Origin of the sequence: Acidipropionibacterium virtanenii (assembly GCF_003325455.1) — a bacterium.
GTDB classification, from domain to species: Bacteria; Actinomycetota; Actinomycetes; order Propionibacteriales; family Propionibacteriaceae; genus Acidipropionibacterium; species Acidipropionibacterium virtanenii.
In genome coordinates this window covers 2,426,169-2,447,260 of record NZ_CP025198.1, presented here as the reverse complement: position 1 = coordinate 2,447,260, position 21,092 = coordinate 2,426,169, and the positions used below count along the sequence as shown (strand labels likewise).

Sequence of the window (21,092 nt, the reverse complement as noted above, 5' to 3'; positions counted from 1 at the left end):
CGAAGGGGCCAGTTGCCGGGGCCGTCGGTAGAATGACTCGACGTGGCACTCACCATCGGAATCGTCGGTCTTCCCAACGCCGGCAAGTCAACCCTGTTCAACGCTCTGACCCGCAACGAGGTGCTCGCGGCGAACTATCCGTTCGCCACCATCGAGCCCAATGTGGGGGTGGTGGGGGTGCCGGACCCGCGGCTGGACGTGCTGACGACGATGTACAGCTCGGCCAAGACGATCCAGGCGACCGTCTCCTTCGTCGACATCGCCGGCATCGTCAAGGGCGCCAGCAAGGGCGAGGGGATGGGCAACGAGTTCCTCTCCAACATCCGCGAGGCCGACGCCATCTGCCAGGTGACGCGCTGCTTCGACGACGATGACGTCACCCACGTCGACGGCAAGGTCGATCCGGCCTCCGACATCGAGACCATCACCACCGAACTGGTGCTGGCCGACCTGCAGACCCTGGAGAAGCAGCTGCCCAAGCTGGAGAAGGAGGCGGCGATCCGCAAGGAGTCGCGTCCGAAGGCCGAGGCCTGGCGCGAGGCCCAGAAAGTGCTGGAGGAGGGCCGGACGATCTATTCCGCCGGCCTGGACCCCGAGCCGCTGCACGACTTGTTCCTGCTCACCACCAAGCCTTTCATCTACGTCTTCAACTGCGACCAGGATCAGCTGGCCGACGCCGATCTCCAGAAACGGATGGCCGAGGTGGTCGCCCCGGCCGAGGCGATCTTCCTGGACGCCGAGTTCGAGGCCGAGCTGGCCGAGATGGAGCCCGAGGATGCCGAGATGTTCCTGGCCGACGCCGGGATCACCGAGCCCGGACTGGACAAACTGGCCCGGGTGGGATTCGACACCCTGGGCCTGCAGACCTTCCTCACCGCCGGTGAGAAGGAGTCGCGGGCCTGGACGATCCACAAGGGCTGGACGGCACCGCAGGCGGCCGGCGTGATCCACACCGACTTCCAGAAGGGATTCATCAAGGCCCAGGTGGTGTCCTTCGAGGACCTCGTCGAGTACGGCGGGGAGAAGGAGGCCCAGGCGGCCGGGAAGCTGCGCCTGGAGGGTAAGGACTACGTCATGCAGGACGGTGACGTGGTGGAGTTCAGGTTCAACGTCTGAGGGTCTGCTCCAGCGGGGCCATGCCCACCGGATTCCTTTCGCAGCGGCAGAGATGCGGTACCCGGGTTGGCGTTGAGCGCTGAGGAACGCCGGTCCCTGCAGTGATCTCAGCTCATGTGAGAGCGGGGTTCTGGCTCCACCGACGTCACCCCGGTCGTGGCACGGCAACAAGACCGAGATAGTACGCGAGTGCGTGTTCGACCCGCGCCATCTCCTCGCGGGAGAGATAATCCACCGGCTCACCCACGAGGTAGTCGGTGTCGATGGACCTGATCTGGTCGATGAGCAGGAATGTCGCCCGTCCGGCGATGTCGAGTTCGGGGCGATGGATCGACGGCTGCGCCGCCGTCGAGGTCGGAATCACCGTCACGACCGACAGTGCCAGATCCGACGGTGAGATGACGAGTCCCAGACGCTTGCCCCGCTGCTCGTGTCCCCGTGCCTGGCCGAGGTCGATCCGGTAGACGGCTCCGCGGATCACCACGCCTCCGGCTCCGCGTTGATGTCCTCGTCCTGGATGCGCTCAGCATCGATCCTGAGCTGTTCGAGCCAGTGTTCATGATCGAGCAGACGCAATGCTCGGCGGAGAGTGTCTGACGTGCTCTCTCCTGGACGTGCGGACTCCCGGAGGATGCGCTCATCCTCTGCTGTGGGCCGGAAACCAATCGATGTCATGGACTCATCGTAGCGGCGTGTACAACATTTGTTCTACAGCTCTGCGGCAGCATGTATCGACCGGGTATCCTGCCCTGGTACTGGGGCCGGACCCGACCCGTGGACCGCACGTCAGTGCCAGTCGTCAAGCCTCGATAACGGATCGCGTTATACGCTGTGCTCGTGATCAGATCGTTCGGGAGCAAGGACACCGAGCGCATCTGGCATGAGTAGTACGTGAAGCGCGTTGACCGCGCCGTGCAACGGGCCACCCTGCAGAAGCTCGAGTTGATCCACGCGGCGAAGGATGTCGAGGATCTGCGGATCCCGCCGAGGAACCGTCTGGAGCGACTCGTCGGCGACCGCCGTGGGCAGTACAGCGTCCGGGTCAACGCGCAATGGCGACTCTGCTTCGTCTGGAGAGAGGGAGGTGCAGAAGATGTCGAACTCGTCGACTACCACTGAAACTGACCTGATCGAGCCCATCCATCCGGGAGAGATCCTCATGGAGGACTTCATCAAGGGCTTCGGGATCACACAGAACAAGCTGGCCGTGGCCATTGGCGTGCCGCCACGGCGGATCAACGAGATCGTGCACGGGAAGCGGGGCATCTCGGCCGATACGGCGATCCGTCTGGCTCGTTACTTCGGAACCTCCGAGGAGTTCTGGATGAACCTCCAGTCGAACTACGAGTTGCGGATCGAATGGCGAGCGCTGCGGGACAAGGTCGCTGCGATCACGCCGCTCCGGGTCGCGTGACCGGTTGGCCTCAGATGGTCTCCATACGCCGGATTGTGATGGAGTTCAGATTTAACGTCTGACGTTATTGACGCAATGCGTCATGTTGGCACGTTTGATGCGTGATCAGATCGTTCGCTGACCGTGGCACCGAGCGGGTGTGGCGGCGTGAGTCGGCGAAGCGACTCGATCCGCGCATCCACAAGGTCGCCGACAGGAAGCTGCATCTGTTGGACACAGCGACAGTGCTGGACGCGCAGCGCGTGCCGCCCGGCAACCGTCTGGTACTGCTCAAGGGTGACAGAGCCGAGCAGCACAGCATTCGCATCAACGATCAATGGCGGATCTGCTTTTGCTGGACTGACGCCGGTCCCGAAGATGTGCAGATCGTCGACTACCACTGAGGAGGGACGATGTCCGAGAAGCTCTATCCGCCGATCCACCCGGGCGAGGTCCTCATGGAGGACTTCATCGAGGGGTTCGGCATCACGCAGCACAAGCTCGCCGTGGCGATCGGGGTGCCGCCGCGCCGGATCAACGAGATCGTCCATGGCAAGCGAGCGATCACCGCGGACACTGCGTTGCGCCTGGGGCGCTACTTCGGGATGGATCCCCAGTTCTGGCTCAACCTTCAGACGCGGTACGAGTTGGAGATCGCCGAGGATCGCGTCGCCGATCAGGTCGCGGCGATCACGCCGCTCCGGGTCGCGTGATGGCCGGCGGCGACTACGTGCCCAATGAGTTGCTGTCTCGTCTTGTCGGGGACCGGATGTACTCGGTGGAGTTCGTGCTGAACGACTACGTCCAGCTCAGATTCGACGGTGAACCGGGCAGCGCGGAGCCTGTGACCCTGTCCTGCTACGTCTGGCCGAGAGTTGACGTCGGTGGGCGTGTCTGGACCAAGGATGATCCGGAATACGCGGATGCGCTGGTGAGACTGGCCCCCGGGACGGTGAGGTCGACCTCGGAGCGGACGGGCTCTGGAATCGGCATCTCGCTGGACACAGGCGCGCTGATCGTCCATCCGGAACACGATGAGGTTCACGTCGAGATCGCCGAGATCACGGGCTTCAGCGATCGCGCATGGATGATCTGGCGCCCGGGTGAGGACAGTTTCGAGGATCTGATTCGACCGGTGCGTTGAGGGCGCCGAGGAATGTCTGAGTCTCCGATCGGCCCGGCGCCCAGTCCCATGCACCGGGATGTGTGGCGGATCCTTTGGTGACTACGCACGAGGATTCGCCACAAATCCCGTCTGATCATCCGGTGCTCCGACCGAGATGGACGAAGGCGTTGAGTCTGGGGGCCATGTCATGCACCTCGGTGAACCCCATCGTCTCGTAGAACAGGCGCTGTCCCGGTTCGTCGTCGGTCAGCAGGACCTTCTGGCGCACCTCGGAGTACGGCTCGAACACCCGACGCAGCAGCTGGCGGCCGATGCCCAGACGTTGGTGGGAGTGGGCCACCAGAATGTCCTGGAGGTAGACGATCGTCAGTCCGTCGCCCACCACTCTGACCAGGCCGACGAGCTCGCCATCAAGGCGTGCGGTCACCACCGACAGAGACGCCGCCAGGGCGTCGGTCAGGAGTTCGGGGTTCCGGGTGTAGGCGGACCAGCCGACCGAGTCGTACAGGCGGACGGTCTCCTCCTGCGAGGGGATCGCTCCTGTCGTGTACACGGTTTCCACTGCGACTCCTCTCTGGTAGGGACCGGGCCCGGCCGGCAGCGCAGTTGATCCGCGTGGCGGTGGGGGCGATAGTTGCGTGGTGATTCTGGACAGGGCGGGACTCCTCGCAGCCTATGACGATCAGCTGCGCACCGATGCCGAGACGCCCGGCGCGATCAGTGTGGAGCGTCTCGGACCGCTGAGACTGGTGGTATTCGCCGGCGGACGGGGCTTCGTCACTTATCGGGACCTCGGCGGTGCCGACCGCGCAGGGATTCGGGCGCTGGTGGCCGGAGCACTCGACCACTACTCGGTCCGGCCGGACATCAGCCGCGTGGAGTGGAAGACCCGCGGGCATGACGCCGCACCGGGCCTGCACGATGCCCTGGTCGAGGCCGGTTTCGTGCCGGAGGAGACGGAGTCGATCATGATCGGCGAGGCGCGCCTGCTGGCCGTCGATGTTCCGCTGCCCGACGGCGTCACGCTGCGACGCGTCACCGACGAGCACGATGTACGGGCGATGAGTGCGATGGCCGACGAGGCCTTCGGGGATCCGGTCTCCCGGCAGAGGGCCGACGACATCCTGGCCAGGCTGGCCCGCCGTGACGGCATGGAGCTGTGGGTGGCCGAGGACGCCGGTCGGATGGTCAGCGCCGGGCGTCTGGAGCCCGTCGCGGGTAGCGACTTCGCCGGGGTCTGGGGCGGCGCGACGCTGGAGCCGTGGCGGGGGAGAGGGATCTACCGTGCCCTGACCGCGGCACGGGCGCGATCAGCGCTGGCCCTCGGGAAGACGCTGATCCACAGCGACTCGACCGAGTTCTCGCGCCCGATCCTGGAACGATCCGGCCTCACAAAGGTGTCGACCACCACCCCCTACATCTGGAAGCGGCCCACAAGGCAGTCGTAGACCGAGGGCTTCACGGCTCAGGCCGACGGATCGTAGAGGTCGGCGACGTAGTGGCGCATGGATCGCTGGTAGCGGGGAAGGGTGTCGATCTGCGCCTCGATCGCCACCTGCAGGGCCTCGTCCTTGCGCCCGGCTCTGTGCAGTGCCAGAGCCAGCATGAGGCGGGGCGCGGCGCCCGTCGACTCGTGGGTCGGGGCGGACCGCAGGACGGCGATCGCCTCATCGAGGCGGCCGAGATTGCGCAGCGTCGAGCCGTACTGGACGGCGAGCCGGGCGTGACGCGCCTCGTCGAGCCCGAGCTCGAGAGCCTTCTCATACTGTGCACCGGCCTCGGCCTCGAAGCCCAGCGAGTCGTACATCCCCGCCAGCTCGAACGCTGCTCTCCCGTCGGGTGCCGGGCAGCTTGCTGCGAGGTCGCGCATCGCCGTCACCCCGGTATCGCGGTCCAGGGTCTCGAAGCGCTCCCAGAGGCTCGCTACCGATGCCTCCCATCGTTCTAATGTGTCAGGCATGGATCCGATCCTCGCATGTTGTGACGAATGGCATGGTGCTCGCACTCTGGCCGGATTCCGTGCATGAGACTGGGCGACGTCCTGCTGGACAGACCAACCCTCGACGACATCGCCGCCGTTCACGCGATCTACTCCGATCCACAAGTGTGGACGCACCTGCCCTCGGGCCGTAACAACACTGTTGGGACGACCGAGGACATGGTGCGCGGCTGGATCCGGGGCTGGGAGTGCGACGGGCTCTCGTCGTGGATCGTTCGCGATGCCAGGTCCGGCGAGGTGCTGGGGAATGCCGGCTGCTCAGTGCGGCGAGGCGTGTTCTGGAACCTCGGATACCGGCTCGATCACAAGGCCCATGGCCGTGGAATCGCGACGGCGGTGGCGGTTCAGGCTGTCGAGCGGGCGCATGAGACCAGACCCGACGTGCCGGTGGTCGCCTACCTCCTGGAGCACAACCTGGCGTCGGCGCGGGTGGCGCAGAAGACCGGGCTGACACTCCGGCATCGTGGGCCGGACGCCGGCAATCCGAATCCCGACGCGATCCGACTGATCTACGCGGACCGGCCGCTCACGTCGGAGGAGCTCCGGGCCGTGCTGGCCTGAGGGGATGCAGAGCGGGGTGTCGCACGGGTGCTACGCTTGAGTCATGAGTTCGCCCCTGCCCGAGGTGGAAAGTCTGTCCCAGCGCGAGTTGCGCAACGAGTCCGGCCGTGTGCTCCGCGCCGTGAGCGAGGGCCGCTCCTTCGTGCTGACCAACAGTGGGGTGCCTGTCGGGCGACTCGTGCCGCTCGGTGCCCCGGACCCCGGTCTCGCGATCACCCGGCCCGCCAGGCGGAGCGGCGGCTGGGCGGAGCTGGGTATCGAGCGCAGGTCCGTGGATCAGAGCGTTACAGAGGTTCTCGACGAGATGCGCGAGGACAGGCTGTGACGTCGCGTCCCGTCGTCTACGTCGACACATCGGCCCTGGGAGCCCTGCTGATCGACCGGCCCGAGAGCGAGGCTCTTCTCGCATGGCTGGATCTGGATGCCGCCACCCTGGTGTCCAGCGACCTTCTCGAGGCTGAGCTGCGCCGCCTGGCGATCCGTGAGGGGCTCGACCAGGCCGACGTGACCGCGCTGCTCGACGGCGTGTCCCTCGCTGCGCTGGATCGGGCCGTCTTCCGCAATGCCGGACTGCTCCCGATGCCGTATCTCCGGGCGCTGGACGCCCTTCATCTGGAGGCCGCGATCCGCCTCGACGCCGACGCGGTCCTCACCTATGACCGTCGTCTCGGCGAGGCGGCCGACGCTGCCGGACTCGGCGTCATCGCTCCCGGAACGGCTCGCCATCGCCCCGCATGACACTCAGTCGTGGGGCACTGCGTAGCGCAGCAGAACGCCCCCGGTGTCAGTCGGCCGCGACTCGAGGAGCTCCAGCGGACGCGGTGACGACGCGGGCTTGAAGAAGGGGTGGCCCGCGCCGAGCAGTACCGGAGCGACGCCGATGAGGAGCTCGTCGACCAGACCCGCCTGCAGGAGGGAGTCGGTGAGCGCCGCACTGCCGAAGACGTAGATCGGGCGGTCCAGGGTCGCCTTGCGCCGTGTCAGCTCCCCGACGATGTCGGCTGTCACCTCAGAGTTCTGCCAAGTCGCCTCGGTGAGAGTGCGCGACGCCACGAGCTTCGGCGCGGCGTTCATGTACGCCGTGATGTCGCCCTCATCGGTCGCGTTCGGCCAGTACGCTGCCATGCCCTCGTAGGTGATTCGGCCGAACACGAGCAGGCCGAGTTCCTCGCCGAAACTCAGGCTCAACTGTTCAAGGTCCTTGCCCCAGATGTACTCGTGCAGGTCGAGGTCCCACTGCTGTGTGCCCTCGAAGTAGCCGTCCAAAGAGATGATGTCCCACACGATGAGCTTGGCCATGGCTGCTCCTCCGGAGATTCCGTCAGCGGTGTACTGAGCATCATGCCCCATGGTCGGCGCATCATGACCCATGGGAACTTTGAGCTACACCGCCACCATCTCCGTCGACGGCTACGCGGCCGACGCCGACGGCGACTTCCAGTGGTCGGCCCCGGACGGTGAGGTCTTCGACTTCCACGTCGAACGCATGGCGAAGGTCTCCACCGAGATCCTGGGACGCAAGGCCTACCTGCTGATGAGGTACTGGGAGCAGGAGCCTGCCGACGAGCAGTGGACCGAGGCCGAGCACGAGTTCGCCCGCCGATGGCAGGGTCTCGACATCATCGCGGCATCCTCGACGCTGACGGCTGCCGAGCTGGCTCCCGCCCACAGACTGGTGCCGCACCTCGACCTGGACGAGATCAGGCGAATCGTGGAGGACGCCGACGGTGAGGTCGAGATCTTCGGCCCCACCGTCGCGGCCGACGCGATCCGTGCCGGCATGGTGCAGGACTTCGGGATCTTCGTCGTGCCGAAGGTCGTCGGCGGAGGTCTACGGGCCCTGCCGGACGACGTCCGGCTGGACCTCGAGCTTGCCGAGCACCGGGTATTCGGCAACGGAACGGCCTATCTTCACTACACCGCCGCCGGGACACGGTGATCAGGCACGACAGGAGATGCCGGCGCGGCGGATGATGAGGAGCTGACCGATCTCCGAAGCATTCTTGGTGAGTTCGACGTTGAACCAGGCGGCCATGTCGGCCACCGTCCTCCCCGAGCCGGGCTCCCACGGATAGGTCGCCTCGGCGTCCAGCCGCTGTGCCCCGGCCAGGGCGACCCGCCACGCATTGTGAATCGCCTGCAGCCAGTCCACGATCGCGGACGCCCTGGCGCCGGGCCACCCGGCCTGCTCCGGTGACGGCGCTGCGGTCTGCTGCAGATGCGCGGTGGCGCTCTGCGACCACCAGCCCATGTGCCACGTCAACCAGGCGATGGTCGGAACCGGTACGGGGTCAGGTTCGGTCTCGGCCAGGTCGGGTCGCCATCGGCCGCCGACGTCATGCATGGTCCACCGATGCGCCGACGGGGACCAGAACAGGTCCTCGTCGGTCAGGGCCGCCATGTGGTACTCGAACAGCGACCGTGCGATGTCGTACTGCCCGAGCAGCACGTCTCTGACATCAGGCACAATGACTCCTCACCAGAACGCTGGGGCACTCCCCTTCTCCAGTTTCTCAGCGCCGCGGAGAGGGTGCGCCCACGACGCATACGGTGGAGCCATGACCGCCACCGACATCGAGGTCAGGCGCGCAACCGAGTTCGAGGACGTCGCGACCCTCGTCGGCCCCAAGAAGCCGACGTCCAATGTGTGCTTCTGCCTCAGCTACCGGCTGTCCAACAAGGAGCACCTCTCGCTTCACGGAACCCAGCGCGCCGATCGGATGAGACAGCTGTGCGCCGAGGAGCCTCCGCCCGGAGTCGTGGCCTACCAGGGCGACGAGCCCGTCGGGTGGGCGGCGGTGCATCCCCGCGCCGACACCAGTTTCGCCCGGAACCGCCGGATCCCGCACGTAGACGACCTGGACGTGTGGTCCCTGTGGTGCTTCCGGGTCCGCCCCGGGCACCGCAAACAGGGCATCATGCACTCCCTCATGGACGGGGCGGTCGCCTTCGCCCGGGAGAGCGGCGCGCCGGCGATCGAGGGATATCCCGTCGACAACAAGGGGGAGAAGGTGGATCTCACGATGGCCTATGTCGGGACGCGTCGGCTCTTCGAGCAGGCGGGATTCTCGATGGCCTCCGAGACAGAATCGGTGCTCGCCGGTTTCCCGAGAGTCCTCATGCGCCTGGACCTGCGGTGACGGGCTGGCGCAGCAGGGTGCGCAGCTTCTCGGGAGCCGTGCGGCGCGGATCGGCGAGGTAGATCTCGTGATGGGTTCCCGCCATCCGCAGACCATTGGCGGGAATGAACTCGTGATGCATCCGCTTCAGGACAGGCCCCTCATCGTCGAAGGATCCGACGTGCAGGATCTGGACGCACAGCCCTTCGTCGAGGGCCTCCAGCCGGACGTCCCCCAGCCGGTCCGGCGCCTTCCCGGCGGCCACCGTCGCGACGGCGGCGTCGACGTCGTCAGGGCCGATCCAGTCGGGGGTCAGGAGCATCATCGTCCAGTCCCATTGAGACTTGTCCCGCCCCGAGGTGAACGCGTCCATGTCGTCGGCCCACCAGAGCCCCTCCAGCGGCGGCACCACGTAGTCGCGCCCGGCCGCCTTGCCGGCGAACTTGATCCGGTAGGCCACCGGGTAGAGGGCTTCCAGGGCCTGACTGTAGGCCGGTGAGGTGTTCGGATCCCCGTGCCCGTCGACCATGAGGTACTGCATCGGCGGCACCTCGACGAAGCGGAACTGGCCGGCGCGGGCACGGTAGGAGTCCAACGTCTTCTTGAAGTCGACCTTGCCGGTCACATCGACTCCCGCCCCAGCCCCGCGGCGATCGCCAGACCCAGCCCGACCAGATCCTTCGCATCCATTCCCGGCCAGCCGTGCACCTGCTCCGCCAGCCCGCCCGGGATCCGCGACGCCCCGCATGCCGCGCCGAGCAGGCCGCCCGCGATGGCCGCCACCGTGTCGGTGTCGTTGCCGATGGAGATCGCCAGCTGCAGCGCCGCCATCACCCGATCATCGGCGTCCCGGGTGGCATGGATGGACGCCCAGGCGGCCTGGAAGGCGGTGACGGTGTAGCCGTTCGGGGTGAAATCCGATGGCGGCCGGGTCTCGGCCTCCTCGATCCGCGCCGTCCACCAGTCGCGGCGCTCTGCAGATAGATGGCCGAGCCCGCAGCGGACGTCGGCCTCGCCGGTCAGCACCGCGTGCCGGACCGCCAGGGACCACAGCACCGACGACTCCACGCAGCGCTGCTCGGCATGGGTGAGGCTGCACACCAGCCGCGCCGCCTCCGCGGTGCGATCTGCCGAGCCCAGGGCGACCAGCCCGACCACCGACGTCCGCATGAGTCCGCCGTTCCCGGCGCTGCCGCCGCCCGCCAGATCGGTGGCGATCGCGGTCATCCGCTCCCAGAGACGGGTGCCGTCGTCGTGGCGGGCCCGGCCGAGCACGGTGGCGGTCTGGTTGCCGATGTCGGAGGCCCCGTGGAGCCGCCAGTCGATGAAGGCGGCGGCCACCTCGTCCAGCGCGGCGGGCCCGGTGAGATCGCCGGTCGCCGCGACCCGGGCGATGCACAGCGCCATCTGGGTGTCGTCGGACCACTCGCCGGGCTCATAGGGCCCCAGACCGCCGCCGATCATCTCGGCCTCGCCGGGCCTGATCGGCGCCGCGAACTCGTAGGGGACGCCGAGCGCGTCGCCGGTCGCCTGACCCAGCAGCACGCCGGCCGCACGGTCCTTCACCTCATCGGTCAGTTCCACGGACCCATCCTGCACTGTGGGCCGATCGATTGGCCGGGGAGGACCTGGAAGACGCATGGTATGGGCTTCGGGGGTAGCGTAGGATGACCGCAAAAGGTAGCGTAGAAGATCGGTAAATGGTAGTGTAGTGGCTCTGCCGAAGGGAGTCTTCAGCGATGGAGTACTTGCAGCGCACGGTCGATCATGAACTCGACGAACTGTTGCCCCTCGCACCCGCGATTGCGATCGACGGCCCCAAGGGAGTAGGGAAGACCGACACCGCGCGGCGCCGAGCGCGCACCATCTGGTACCTGGATGATCCTGCTCAACGAGAGGTCGGCCGGGCAGATTTCAGCCTGGCATCTCCCCCTGAGGGCACGCTCCTGCTCGACGAATGGCAGAGGCTGCCACAGGTGTGGGACTCCGTCCGGCGACAGGTCGACGCCGGAGCCCCCCCAGGACGCTTTCTGCTCACCGGGTCCGCGACGCCGATCGACACTGCGGACACCCATAGTGGCGCCGGTCGCATCCTCTCGTTGCGTATGCGTCCGATGGGGCTTCATGAGCGTGGAGTCGCCAATCCGACGGTGTCCCTCACGGCGATGCTGGAGGGCAGTCGGGGCCGTATCGAGGGCAACACCGGGTTCTCCGTGAGGGACTACGCCGACGCCATCGTCGGTAGCGGATTCCCGGGGATCATGGGCCTGGTGCCGCGACTGAGGAGACAGCTCCTGGATGCCTACCTGCAGCGGATCATCGACCGGGATCTCCCCAATCAGGGTTACGCGGTGAGGCGCCCAGAGACACTTCGTCGATGGCTGTCGGCTTACGCCGCTGCGTCGTCGACGACGACCGCCTATGCGAGGCTGCTGGATGCGACCACGGGCGGAGACGGCGGCCAGCCCGCGAAGACGACCACGATCGCCTATCGTGACCACCTCAGCCAGATCTGGCTGCTGGATCCGGTGCCTGGGTGGACCCCGGCGAACAACCATCTGCGGCGTCTCCAACAGGCGCCGAAACACCAGCTGGCCGACCCGGCCCTTGCGGTGCGCCTGCTCAATCTGTCGGCCGGGTCTCTTCTGAACTCGGCCGGCGCGCACATGGCAGGGCCGCTGTTCGAATCTCTTGTGACCCTCGGCGTGCGGGTGATGGCGCAGGCCGCAGAGGCTACGGTCAGTCACCTGCGCACATCCGGTGGTGACCGGGAGATCGACCTCATCGTCGAGGGTACCGACGGGCAGGTGCTCGGCATCGAGGTCAAGCTGGCTCCAGAGATCACTGGGCACGATGTGCGACATCTCAACTGGTTGAGAGAGCAGTTGCCCGATCGGGTAGCCGATCTCGCCGTCGTCACGACGGGCCGGACGGCTTTTCGGAGGGCCGACGGCATTGCGGTGGTGCCACTCGCTCTTCTCGGACCGTAAGGGCGTCCCGGCGCATGATCGGGCCTGGACGGTGGAGGACAATGTCCGGGTGCCCAGTGCCGTGATCCTCTCCTTCCCCGACATCGACGCCGTCATCGGGGACATCCGTGACCATTTGGACCCGTCGGCGTCATGGGGCATCCCGGCCCATGTGAGCCTGATCTACCCCTTCGCCCGGGCCCACCGGATCACACCGGAACTCCTCGAGACCGTGAGAGCGGTCGCGGCCGGGACGCAACCCTTCGAGGTCCGGTTCGACCGTACGGGCTGGTTCGGCGACGAGACGGTGTGGCTGGGCCCTGCACCGCAGCCCGCCCTCGATGACGTCGTCGCCCGGTGCCTGGCGGCCTTCCCGCAGTACCCGCCCTACGGCGGGGAGTTCGACGAGTTCGTCGCGCACCTCACCCTCGTCACCGGACATTCCGCGCAGGAGGCGAAGGACGCCGAGCGCGCAGTGCTCCCCGAGCTGCCGATCAGCACCACCGCTGGCGGTCTGACGGTGGTGGCCGGGGCTCCTGAGCCGGGCGGGTTCGACGTCGTGGGCGAGTATCCGTTCGCGGCGCGTGAGGGCTCATCGACATGAGCGAGCAGAACCCTGAGAAGGTCCGTGCACTGGCCGGTTCATGTGCGTATCGCGGGTTGTGGGATGCTCCCTGATCCCAGGCGGAGCCTCAGGGCGCCTCGACGTCTCTGTGCTTCTCCTGCGCCGGGGCGACCACGCGAATACCCGCGTGCTGCGCGGCCCGGGCGAGGTCGGCGTCATAGGTGAGGATCTCGTCCGCTCCGAGGCGCAGTGCCGTGACGAGATGGATCGCATCGTTGGAGCGCAACGGGGAGTGGGTGCCCGCAGCGAGTAGATCACCCCGGGTGATATCGACGAGGATGACCGTGTCGAGCACCGTCGTGACGAGGGCCGTCGGGATCTGTGCCGGATTCCGCCCTGCGGCGCAGTGCAACTCGGTGTGCAGGAGCCATGATGCGACGAGCCGCCGCGACGGCAGGGTCTCCAACTCGTCGACCAGCGCTGTGGACTCATCCTCCTCGATGACCAGCTTCATCGCGGCCGATGTGTCGAGGTAGGTCGTCGTCACCATCGGCCGCGGGCGTCCTCGATGATCTGGGCTGTGCCTGTCGCCGACCTGACACGAGGGATCGAGCGAAGGGTCCCAAGGCCCGCGCGTGCCGGCCGGGCTCCGCCGTCGATGATCGCGGCGGCGACGGCATCATGGGGGACCGGCACTATGAGTGCGGCTGGACGGCCGTTGTTGCTCACCTGGAGGGACTCGCCGGCCTCGACGCGGCGCAGCACCTCGGCGCTGCGGTTCCGCATCTCGCGATGAGTGATGATCTCCATGTAGCACAGCGTAGCATGGAGCGTGGAACGGGCCTTTTCTTCTTCAGGGACGCGACCGCAAGGTGTGCAGCGCCACAGCCACCCGGCACGACGTCACGACCACGATCAGGGCGACTGCGGCATACAGGAGGGCGGTGACGTCCGGGGCCCACAACCAGGCCTGGCGTCCTGTGACCCCGAAGAGAACCGGCAGGGCGAGCAGGCCCCCGACCAGCAGCAGCCCGGAGGTCGCCCATAGAATCAGACCTCTGATCGCGCGCCGTCGCGACCCCCGTGCAGGTGGTCGTCTCAACCGGCGCAGCGAGCCGAGCAGCACAGACGCCAGCCCCAGACACGTCCCGCTCAGGGTCACCAGGAGCACGGCATAGAGCGGCTCCACCCCGTGGGGTTGCGGCTGTGCGCCGGACAGCAGCGAGGCCAGCCCCCAGGAGGTGTCGAGGAGCTGAGACTCCTGGAAGGATCCGTAGGCGTTCTGGAGGACGACGATCGCACGGTCCCGGGAGGGCAGCAGCACGATCGCGGTCTGGAAGCCGGGTACGGCTCCGGCATGCCACACCATCGGCTCACGACCGCCCATCACCTGCCAGGTGCGCCACCCGAGGCCGTAGCTCCGGCGCTCCCCGGTGGCCACCTCCGGGGCGAAGAGCCGGGCGCGCTGGTCGTCGGTCAGGACAGTGCTGGTGCTGAGGTTCGCGCGTGCGAAGGCGACCAGATCCTTCAGGGAGCCGCCGAGATAGCCCGAGGCGACCTCGGCGGATGCGAACCCGGTCCGGAACGGCCGGGTCCGGCCGAAGACGTATCGATGTCCTGGCGGGATTCGGGCGGAGGCCTGATCGGCGCTGGTGACGGCGGTGTCCATGCCCGCGGGTGCGAGCAGGCGACGGCGCAGCACGTCGGTGTAGCTCTGACCGCTGGCCGATTCCACGATCGCCGCCAGCAGGACGTAGTTGATACTGGAATAGTGATGCGCGCCGCCGACCGGACCGGCGAGGTGGACGTCCTTGAGTTCTGCGACGACGTCGCTTGGCCGCCGGTGGGCGTCGTAGCGATCGGTGAGATCCAGACGTTCCGGAATGCCACTGGTCTGGCTGAGCAGCTGGCGTACTGTGATGGCCCGTGCCGATCCGTCGGCCATCGTGAAGCGTGGGAGATATCTGGTCACCGGCGCATCCAGATCGAGCAGCGCCTCCCCGGCCAGCTTCACCACGAGGCTCGCGGTCACCGGCTTGGCCACCGACCCCCACAGGAAGGGCGTGCTGGAGGTGACCGGTTCCCGGTCGCCGTCGACCCCGAAGGCCCGCTGGTGCTCGATCCCGTGGGGACCTACCACTGCATAGGCGGTCCCGGGGACGTCGGCGCGCTCCATCTGCGCGCTCACGAAGGCGTCGAGACGGTCGGAGGACGGGGGACCGCTCCGTACGGGCGGAGTCGCCGCAGCAGGTGCGGCGACCGGGGCGAGGACGGCGCACGAGAGCAGGAGCATCAGGAGCCGCACGACGGCTCGCGCGCGCCTCATCGCGTCGTCCTGGTCGGGCCCCTGGCGCCCAGGCGGTCCAGGAAGGCGTCGATACCATCGATGGTGGCGGCGGTGCGCCAGGAGGACAGCGCGTCGAAGCCGTGCTGAGCCCCCGGCAACTCCACATACCAGGCGTCATTCTCCGGTCGGGAGGCCAGATGCCGGTGCAGGGCTCGCGCATCCTCGACAGGGGCGTAGGAGTCGTGGTCTCCATGGACGACGAAGAACGGCGGCGCATGGCCCGGATCAAGCGACATGGGCGTGGAGACCGGCGACTCGTCGGGGTCACGGCCGTAGTACCGGCCGTAATACCCGTACAGGCACAGCGCGGCGTCGACACACGGTCGCTCCGGATCGGCGGCGGGATCCTGTGTGAGGGCGCACAGCGAGGTGAGGTGCGCTCCGGCCGAGCTGCCCGCCATCACGAGCAGCCGCGGGTCTCCGCCGTAGGATTCCGCGTGCTCGTGCGCCCATCGCAGTGCGGCCCTGGCATCGTCCAGATGGTCGGTGAAGCCGGCCTCGGGCCGCAGACGGTAGGTGGCGCTGATGCAGATCCATCCCCTGGACGCGAGATGGTGCAGCAGCCCGCGCCCCTCCCGGCGATTGCTGCCGGAGAAGTAGCCGCCGCCATGGAAGTACACCAGCACCGGCCCGGGTGCCGACGGATGCTTCGGCCGATACACATCCAAGCGCTGCCGCTTGTGCTCCCCGTAGCTCAGCGGGCCGATCCTTGTCACCGAGCGCGGTCGCCACGGGAAGGGGAAGAGAAGCGGGCGCAGCAGGCGGCGCACGCGATCGCGCCGAGGAATTCCGCCGTGCTCCCGGGTCACGGCGTCAGTGGTGGGGGCGGCGTGCAGACCGCGCCGGGTCAGCACGGCCAGGCCGAGGAGCACGATCCCAGCCATGGAGGTCAGGATGAGCCCGGACGGGCCGGCGAGGTCGCCCTGCGACCAGGCCAGTGCGGTGGACAACAGGAGGAGCAGGGCGGCGACGTGCGGAATCTCGTTGATCACGACCGCGAGGAAGTACCGCTTGATGCTTATTCGCCGGGGGCGGGGGAGTGCGGCCAGACAGCAGGCGCCGAACAGCAGCACAGTGACGAGGTATCCGACAGGCATGGGGCCTCCTCGGTCGGGGCTCGGCGTGTCACCGCGCGAGAGGGATCTCCCCAGCGCCGGGTGACGCCTCCTTGTCGTACCAGGTGATGCTGGACCCGTTGGCGAAGGACCGGTGGTCGGTCCGGGTGAACAGGGCGGGGTTGAAGTCGCCGTCCACCAGGGCCGGGCCCGCTCCGGCGATCACCGGGTAGCGCTTGAGGATCAGCTGGTCGATCTCGGGGAGCAGGGATCCGGCCAGCCGGCCGCCGCCGCACAGCCAGATATCCAGCCCGTCCTCGTCCTTGAGCTGCCGGACGAGCGCGGAGGCGTCGCGCACCAGTGTGACCGCGGGGTCGTCGATCCGGGCCATTGCGCTGGAGACCACGTACTGGCGCAGGTGTGCGTAAGGGCTGGTGACCCCTTGATCAAGGCCGAGCTGATAGGTGTTGCGCCCCATCACGACGGTGTCGAATCGCCTGTTGGGCAGGCCCTCCAGTCCGACCGCAGAACGGTACTGGGTGGGCACCGTCTCGGGGTAGCGCTCGTTGACCCAGTTCATGTACGCGGCGGCGTCCTCGCCCTGCCCGACCGGGAAGAAGTCCGCCTCTCCCCGCGGCCCCGCGATGCGGCCGTCGATGGATGCGGCGATGTAGTAGACGAGCTTGCGCATCATGGCCCCTCTCAGACAACTACAGATGAAGTGGTTCGTACGAGGCTACTACGGATGGAGTGGTTTCCAATCGTCGCTCATGAGGTGGCCGTCATGAGCTCCCCCGGGATGGTACTGGCGGTTCCTGCCGATCCATATCATCTGAACCATGAGCTATCCGGGGACGGGTCCAGCGGTCGGCGGCTTCAGGAGACGGGTCGACGAGCGGGCCCAACGCGCGCTCAATGCCGAGGCGCCGACGATCGAGAACCTCGGGCCACGGGCGCTGGCCCTGTTCGCGCCCTATCGGATCAGGATCGTGGTGACGTGCATCCTGGTGATGGTCTCCGCGGCCCTGGGCGTCATTCCTCCGCTGCTGGTCAAGCGGGTCTTCGACCAGGCGCTCTTCCCCGCTCACGGCGGTCCGTCCATGCCTCTGCTGGCCGTCCTGGTCGCTGCCATGGTGGGCCTGTACCTGGTGTCGGCCGGGCTCAATGTGCTGCAGACCTGGCTCACCTCGACCGTCGGCAACTCGGTCACCGGAGACCTGCGGGTGAAGCTCTTCGAACATCTCCAGGCCATGGAGCTGGCCTTCTTCACCCGGACGAAGACCGGCGTCATCCAGTCGAGACTGCAGAACGACGTCGGAGGGGTGTCCAGTGTCCTCACCTCCACCCTCACGGCGATCCTCGGCAACTCGGTCACCGTCATCGCATCCCTGGTGGCGATGGTCCTGATCGACTGGCGGCTGACCATCGTGGCCGTCATCATCATGCCGATCCTGGTGATCGTGCAGAGGAGGGTCGGCCAGATCAGGGCCCGGATCGCAGGGCAGACCCAGGAGTCCCTGTCGGAGCTGACCTCCATCACCCAGGAGACCCTCTCGGTGTCGGGGGTCCTGCTCGCGAAATCCTTCAACCGGCAGGCCGCCGAGGCTTCTCGCTATCGTGCCGAGAACGTCAATCAGATCCACCTTCAGGTGCGCCGGGCCATGAGCGGGCAGGGATTCTTCGCGATCGTCCAGGTGCTCATGTCCTCGGTGCCCGCTGTGATCTACCTCATCGCAGGATGGCTCATCGTCGGAGGCCATGCGGGGTTGACGGCCGGCTCAATCGTCGCCTTCACCACCGTCCAGGCACGCCTGCTGGGCCCGCTGGTCAGCCTCATGAGGGTGGCTCTGGACATCCAGACCTCCCAGGCCCTGTTCGCCCGGATCTTCGAGTACCTCGACATGGAACCCGCGGTCCAGGACGCCACCGAACCGGTCGACGTGAGCGAGGCGCCCGGCCCACGCGGCAGCGTCGAGTTCGACCAGGTCACCTTCCGCTACCCGGATGCCGCCCCTGATTCCCGACCCACCCTCGATCGGGTGAGCTTCTCCGTCGGGCCGGGCCGTCACGTGGCCCTCGTCGGTCCCTCGGGATCGGGCAAGTCCACCATCATCTACCTCGCCCCACGGCTCTATCAGGCCTCCTCCGGCGAGGTCCGGTTCGCGGGCGCCGACGTCCGGGGCCTGCGCGGTTCGTCGATCATCGACGACATCGGCATCGTCTCCCAGGAGACCTATCTCTTCCATGCCACCATCGCGGAGAATCTGCGCTACGCCAAGCCGGACGCCACCGATGAGGAACTCGTGGAGGCCTGTACGGCGGCGAACATCCACCACATCATCGCCGGTTTCGAGGACGGCTACGACACCGTCGTGGGGGAACGCGGCTACCGCCTGTCCGGCGGGGAGAAGCAGCGCATCGCCATCGCACGGGTGTTGCTCAAGGACCCTCCCGTCCTGCTGCTGGACGAGGCCACCTCGGCCTTGGACACCGTTTCGGAGCGCGTCGTGGAGCAGGCGATCGACGAGGTCGCCGCCGGGCGGACCACCATCACCGTCGCGCACCGCCTCTCGACCATCGTCGACTCCGACATGATCTACGTCGTCGATGCCGGGCGGATCGTCGAACAGGGGACCCACGCTCAGCTCATCGGAGCCGGAGGCCTCTACGCCGAGCTGGCCGCACAGCAGATGTCCTCCGCCAGGGTGGACGGTGCGAGCTCGGGAGCCCGGGCGCCGCATCCCGATCGGCGCGCCGACAGGTGCCCGCAGGCCGATCCCGCCGAACCGGCGACCAGGAGCGAGTTGGCTGCCGGACTCCCCGCACCCGGCGGCGAATCGCTATTGTGAGGGTGCTTGAGCCGGGTCATCGACCGATCCCGGGACCTGACTCGCAGAGGGGTGGGAGAGGCCATGTCTGACGGCGCAACCGATCCGAACGGACGGCTCGTACTCATCCGCCATGGCGAGACGCCGTGGAGCCGGGTCGGCCGCCACACCGGCGTGACCGATCTGACGCTCACCGACCGGGGCGAACAGCAGGCACGCGACCAGGGCTCGATGCTGCGGGGCCACCGCTTCGCGATGGTGCTGTGCAGCCCGCGGCTGCGTGCCAGACGGACCTCGGAGCTGGCGGGCTATCCGAATCCGGCGATCGATGACGAGGCCGTCGAATGGGATTACGGCGGCTATGAGGGCATCACCACCGAGCAGATCATCGAGATGCGCGGCGGACAGCCCTGGGACGTCTGGCACAACGGCGTCATTCCTGGGGCGACCCCGGGGGAGAGCCCCGAACAGGTGCAGGCCCGCGCTCAACGTGTCATCGACAAGTGCACCGACTGCCTGCGCCAGGGCGAGGACGTCCTGCTGGTCGCGCACGGCCATTTCCTTCGGATGCTGGCGCTCACCTGGGCCGGCCTGCCGATCGAGGCGGGCGCCATCCTCCGTCTGGAGACGGGCAGTGTCTGCGAGCTCGGCTACGAGCACGACAACCAGGCCATCCTGCGCTGGAACTGCCCGCCCGACCCGCGCGTCGACTTCAGCTGAGCGCTGACGAGAGGATGCCTATCCGATATGGATCGCCATCCCCTCGCCGCGCTCCACGCGTCGGCGGACGAATTCCTGGGTCTCGCGGAGCAGTTCGAGAATCCACTCCCCCTCCTCTTTCTTGAAATGATATTTCGACGATTCGACGAGGGCATCGACCTCCGCCGGACCGACAGAATTAAGGTCCTGAGCTATTGGGCGGAGTTCGTCCGGCCCGATGAACTGCTCCCACGGAATCCAGCCGATGTCCACCGTGGTGGCATTCCCCTTGAACAGCTCGTAGGCCGGTCGGTCCGGCTCGCACCAGTCGGTGGCGAAGAGATGCCCGACCCAGGACCAGACCTTGTCCAGGTACAGGTCGTCGTAGGGGTCGTTGGACGGGGTCGCGCTCAAGCCGTCCTCGAATCGCGGCATGAATGAGGTCATGAACGGGTCGTACGGGATGGCGGTCGCGGGGTCGATCAATGCCGCTGGGATGCGCTCGAGAGGGACGGGGTATGCGTAGTATCTGATGCCCATGTAGACAGTGTTCGCGAGTGTCGCATAGTACGGAAGAGGGATCCGAAATCTGTGGACAACGATCCCGGGCCGAGGTCCCACCCTGTGGACAACTCCAGATCGGCCGTGGACTTCCCGCCTCCGATGACGCAGCATGGGCGCCGATGGCTTCTGAACTTGTGTGGTACGTCAGCTACGGATCGAACATGAACGCGGCCCGACTGGCCTGTTACCTGGAGGGCGGGCGTCCGCCAGGGGCACGAGTGAGCTATGTCGGGGCCCGAGATCACACCCCTCCCCGTGAAGACTTCGCGGTCATGCTGCCCGGTTGCCTCTACTTCGGCACGGTGTCGCGGGTCTGGGGAGGCGGTATCGCCTTCTACGATCATGATGCGGACGGACCGGCCGCCGCCCGTGCCTACCTCATCACTGCCGAGCAGTTCGTCGATGTCGCCGCCCAGGAGATGCACCGGCGACCGGCCGCCGACGACCCCCTTGAGTCGGTCGTGCTCGGTGGCCTGCCCGAGGGCCGTCACCAGGCCGGGCCGGGGATCTACGAGACGCTGCTGCGGGTCGGGGAGCGCGACGGTTACCCGATGCTCACCTTCACCGCACCCGCCCGCTCGGTCGAGGTGGCATTCAACCAGCCGGTCCAGGCCTATCTCGACATGCTCGGCGCCGGACTGCTCCAGGCCCACGGATGGGACGCCGCCCGCTGCCGCCAGTACTTCAGCGCCTGCGGCGTTCTGGAAGAGGCTGCCTGAGCCCTCCCGGATTCCACAACGGGGGAGCTGCC

The 21,092-nt window shown here is 67.3% G+C and carries 31 protein-coding genes; 17 read left to right on the top strand and 14 right to left on the bottom strand.

The features are described from left to right. Positions 1-42 precede the first annotated feature (42 nt). A complete protein-coding gene (gene ychF, locus JS278_RS11345) occupies positions 43-1,116 on the top strand; it encodes a redox-regulated ATPase YchF (RefSeq protein WP_114045289.1) in 1,074 nt (357 codons plus the stop codon). Between the two features lie 145 nt (positions 1,117-1,261). Here ychF and JS278_RS11340 read toward each other — a convergent pair whose 3' ends face one another. Both JS278_RS11340 and JS278_RS11335 read right to left on the bottom strand, forming a co-directional pair. Beyond that, a complete protein-coding gene (locus tag JS278_RS11340) occupies positions 1,262-1,600 on the bottom strand; it encodes a type II toxin-antitoxin system PemK/MazF family toxin (protein ID WP_220149962.1) in 339 nt (112 codons plus the stop codon). Continuing rightward, positions 1,594-1,791 carry a hypothetical protein gene (locus JS278_RS11335; RefSeq protein WP_114045288.1) on the bottom strand — a complete coding sequence of 66 codons (198 nt, stop codon included), beginning with the start codon at positions 1,789-1,791 and terminating at the stop codon, positions 1,594-1,596. Before JS278_RS11335 ends, JS278_RS11340 begins: the two co-directional genes overlap by 7 nt. 216 nt (positions 1,792-2,007) lie before the next feature. Here JS278_RS11335 and JS278_RS11330 point away from each other — a divergent pair, with 216 nt between their 5' ends. The 5 genes from JS278_RS11330 to JS278_RS11310 all read left to right on the top strand — a co-directional run bounded on the left by JS278_RS11330 (position 2,008) and on the right by JS278_RS11310 (position 3,653). Beyond that, entirely contained in the window at positions 2,008-2,235 is a 228-nt protein-coding gene (locus JS278_RS11330) for a type II toxin-antitoxin system RelE/ParE family toxin (RefSeq protein ID WP_245935098.1), read from the top strand. Continuing rightward, positions 2,210-2,530, top strand: coding sequence for a HigA family addiction module antitoxin (locus JS278_RS11325; protein WP_114045287.1), 321 nt, complete (start codon positions 2,210-2,212; stop codon positions 2,528-2,530). Before JS278_RS11330 ends, JS278_RS11325 begins: the two co-directional genes overlap by 26 nt. A gap of 101 nt (positions 2,531-2,631) precedes the next feature. After that, positions 2,632-2,913 carry a type II toxin-antitoxin system RelE/ParE family toxin gene (locus JS278_RS11320; protein ID WP_114045286.1) on the top strand — a complete coding sequence of 94 codons (282 nt, stop codon included), beginning with the start codon at positions 2,632-2,634 and terminating at the stop codon, positions 2,911-2,913. 9 nt (positions 2,914-2,922) lie between these two features. After that, the gene (locus JS278_RS11315) at positions 2,923-3,222 is read left to right on the top strand and encodes a HigA family addiction module antitoxin (protein WP_114045285.1); all 300 of its coding nucleotides are present in this window, start codon (positions 2,923-2,925) and stop codon (positions 3,220-3,222) included. Then, positions 3,222-3,653, top strand: a complete 432-nt coding sequence (locus JS278_RS11310; protein ID WP_245935097.1) for a hypothetical protein — start codon at positions 3,222-3,224, stop codon at positions 3,651-3,653. The genes JS278_RS11315 and JS278_RS11310 overlap by 1 nt, the downstream gene beginning before the upstream one ends. A gap of 115 nt (positions 3,654-3,768) precedes the next feature. Here the strand turns inward: JS278_RS11310 and JS278_RS11305 are convergent, their stop codons facing one another. After that, entirely contained in the window at positions 3,769-4,197 is a 429-nt protein-coding gene (locus tag JS278_RS11305) for a GNAT family N-acetyltransferase (protein WP_114045283.1), read from the bottom strand. Positions 4,198-4,276: 79 nt separating this feature from the next. Here JS278_RS11305 and JS278_RS11300 point away from each other — a divergent pair, with 79 nt between their 5' ends. Beyond that, positions 4,277-5,083, top strand: a complete 807-nt coding sequence (locus JS278_RS11300) for a GNAT family N-acetyltransferase (protein ID WP_245935096.1) — start codon at positions 4,277-4,279, stop codon at positions 5,081-5,083. Between the two features lie 17 nt (positions 5,084-5,100). Here JS278_RS11300 and JS278_RS11295 read toward each other — a convergent pair whose 3' ends face one another. Next, on the bottom strand, positions 5,101-5,595 hold the full coding sequence (locus JS278_RS11295; protein ID WP_114045281.1) for a tetratricopeptide repeat protein: 495 nt from the start codon (positions 5,593-5,595) through the stop codon (positions 5,101-5,103). Positions 5,596-5,658: 63 nt separating this feature from the next. Between JS278_RS11295 and JS278_RS11290 the strand changes: the two genes are divergently transcribed. The 3 genes from JS278_RS11290 to JS278_RS11280 are packed head-to-tail and all read left to right on the top strand — an operon-like array spanning position 5,659 to position 6,933. Continuing rightward, positions 5,659-6,195 (top strand): GNAT family N-acetyltransferase, encoded by a 537-nt coding sequence (locus JS278_RS11290; RefSeq protein WP_114045280.1) that lies wholly within the window; start codon positions 5,659-5,661, stop codon positions 6,193-6,195. Between the two features lie 43 nt (positions 6,196-6,238). Continuing rightward, on the top strand, positions 6,239-6,520 hold the full coding sequence (locus JS278_RS11285) for a type II toxin-antitoxin system Phd/YefM family antitoxin (protein WP_114045279.1): 282 nt from the start codon (positions 6,239-6,241) through the stop codon (positions 6,518-6,520). Further along, a complete protein-coding gene (locus JS278_RS11280) occupies positions 6,517-6,933 on the top strand; it encodes a type II toxin-antitoxin system VapC family toxin (RefSeq protein WP_114045278.1) in 417 nt (138 codons plus the stop codon). Before JS278_RS11285 ends, JS278_RS11280 begins: the two co-directional genes overlap by 4 nt. A 3-nt stretch (positions 6,934-6,936) precedes the next feature. Here the strand turns inward: JS278_RS11280 and JS278_RS11275 are convergent, their stop codons facing one another. Further along, on the bottom strand, positions 6,937-7,494 hold the full coding sequence (locus JS278_RS11275) for a dihydrofolate reductase family protein (protein WP_114045277.1): 558 nt from the start codon (positions 7,492-7,494) through the stop codon (positions 6,937-6,939). A gap of 70 nt (positions 7,495-7,564) precedes the next feature. On the opposite strand from JS278_RS11275, the gene JS278_RS11270 reads away from it, so the two are divergent. Further along, positions 7,565-8,134 carry a dihydrofolate reductase family protein gene (locus JS278_RS11270; protein ID WP_114045276.1) on the top strand — a complete coding sequence of 190 codons (570 nt, stop codon included), beginning with the start codon at positions 7,565-7,567 and terminating at the stop codon, positions 8,132-8,134. Here the strand turns inward: JS278_RS11270 and JS278_RS11265 are convergent, their stop codons facing one another. Then, positions 8,135-8,662, bottom strand: coding sequence for a DinB family protein (locus JS278_RS11265; protein ID WP_114045275.1), 528 nt, complete (start codon positions 8,660-8,662; stop codon positions 8,135-8,137). A 91-nt stretch (positions 8,663-8,753) separates the two neighbouring features. On the opposite strand from JS278_RS11265, the gene JS278_RS11260 reads away from it, so the two are divergent. Further along, complete coding sequence (locus tag JS278_RS11260; protein WP_220149961.1) at positions 8,754-9,335, top strand: GNAT family N-acetyltransferase; 582 nt, start codon at positions 8,754-8,756, stop codon at positions 9,333-9,335. On the opposite strand, the gene JS278_RS11255 is transcribed toward JS278_RS11260, so the two are convergent. After that, positions 9,313-9,939, bottom strand: coding sequence for a GyrI-like domain-containing protein (locus JS278_RS11255; protein ID WP_114045273.1), 627 nt, complete (start codon positions 9,937-9,939; stop codon positions 9,313-9,315). The two genes, JS278_RS11260 and JS278_RS11255, sit on opposite strands and share 23 nt — an antisense overlap. Next, positions 9,936-10,898 carry an ADP-ribosylglycohydrolase family protein gene (locus JS278_RS11250; RefSeq protein WP_114045272.1) on the bottom strand — a complete coding sequence of 321 codons (963 nt, stop codon included), beginning with the start codon at positions 10,896-10,898 and terminating at the stop codon, positions 9,936-9,938. Before JS278_RS11250 ends, JS278_RS11255 begins: the two co-directional genes overlap by 4 nt. A 155-nt stretch (positions 10,899-11,053) precedes the next feature. Between JS278_RS11250 and JS278_RS11245 the strand changes: the two genes are divergently transcribed. Next, entirely contained in the window at positions 11,054-12,304 is a 1,251-nt protein-coding gene (locus tag JS278_RS11245) for an ATP-binding protein (protein ID WP_114045271.1), read from the top strand. A 49-nt stretch (positions 12,305-12,353) separates the two neighbouring features. Then, complete coding sequence (locus JS278_RS11240) at positions 12,354-12,887, top strand: 2'-5' RNA ligase family protein (protein WP_181833709.1); 534 nt, start codon at positions 12,354-12,356, stop codon at positions 12,885-12,887. An 88-nt stretch (positions 12,888-12,975) separates the two neighbouring features. On the opposite strand, the gene JS278_RS11235 is transcribed toward JS278_RS11240, so the two are convergent. Genes JS278_RS11235 through JS278_RS11215 form a run of 5 tightly spaced genes read right to left on the bottom strand, consistent with a single transcriptional unit; the run spans position 12,976 to position 16,944 of the window. Beyond that, the gene (locus JS278_RS11235; RefSeq protein ID WP_114045269.1) at positions 12,976-13,398 is read right to left on the bottom strand and encodes a type II toxin-antitoxin system VapC family toxin; all 423 of its coding nucleotides are present in this window, start codon (positions 13,396-13,398) and stop codon (positions 12,976-12,978) included. After that, on the bottom strand, positions 13,392-13,658 hold the full coding sequence (locus tag JS278_RS11230) for a type II toxin-antitoxin system Phd/YefM family antitoxin (protein WP_114045268.1): 267 nt from the start codon (positions 13,656-13,658) through the stop codon (positions 13,392-13,394). The genes JS278_RS11235 and JS278_RS11230 overlap by 7 nt, the downstream gene beginning before the upstream one ends. 43 nt (positions 13,659-13,701) lie before the next feature. Continuing rightward, entirely contained in the window at positions 13,702-15,174 is a 1,473-nt protein-coding gene (locus JS278_RS11225) for a serine hydrolase domain-containing protein (RefSeq protein WP_114045267.1), read from the bottom strand. Continuing rightward, entirely contained in the window at positions 15,171-16,292 is a 1,122-nt protein-coding gene (locus tag JS278_RS11220) for an alpha/beta hydrolase (RefSeq protein ID WP_114045266.1), read from the bottom strand. Before JS278_RS11220 ends, JS278_RS11225 begins: the two co-directional genes overlap by 4 nt. A 28-nt stretch (positions 16,293-16,320) precedes the next feature. Further along, complete coding sequence (locus JS278_RS11215; protein WP_245935095.1) at positions 16,321-16,944, bottom strand: dihydrofolate reductase family protein; 624 nt, start codon at positions 16,942-16,944, stop codon at positions 16,321-16,323. A gap of 145 nt (positions 16,945-17,089) precedes the next feature. Here JS278_RS11215 and JS278_RS11210 point away from each other — a divergent pair, with 145 nt between their 5' ends. Further along, entirely contained in the window at positions 17,090-19,099 is a 2,010-nt protein-coding gene (locus JS278_RS11210; protein ID WP_114045265.1) for an ABC transporter ATP-binding protein, read from the top strand. A 63-nt stretch (positions 19,100-19,162) separates the two neighbouring features. Further along, positions 19,163-19,798: a histidine phosphatase family protein gene (locus tag JS278_RS11205; protein ID WP_114046288.1), complete on the top strand. Its 636-nt coding sequence runs from the start codon at positions 19,163-19,165 to the stop codon at positions 19,796-19,798. Positions 19,799-19,816: 18 nt separating this feature from the next. On the opposite strand, the gene JS278_RS11200 is transcribed toward JS278_RS11205, so the two are convergent. Continuing rightward, a complete protein-coding gene (locus JS278_RS11200) occupies positions 19,817-20,317 on the bottom strand; it encodes a hypothetical protein (protein ID WP_114045264.1) in 501 nt (166 codons plus the stop codon). Positions 20,318-20,460: 143 nt separating this feature from the next. On the opposite strand from JS278_RS11200, the gene JS278_RS11195 reads away from it, so the two are divergent. Beyond that, positions 20,461-21,060: a histone deacetylase gene (locus JS278_RS11195; RefSeq protein WP_114045263.1), complete on the top strand. Its 600-nt coding sequence runs from the start codon at positions 20,461-20,463 to the stop codon at positions 21,058-21,060. Positions 21,061-21,092 lie beyond the last annotated feature (32 nt).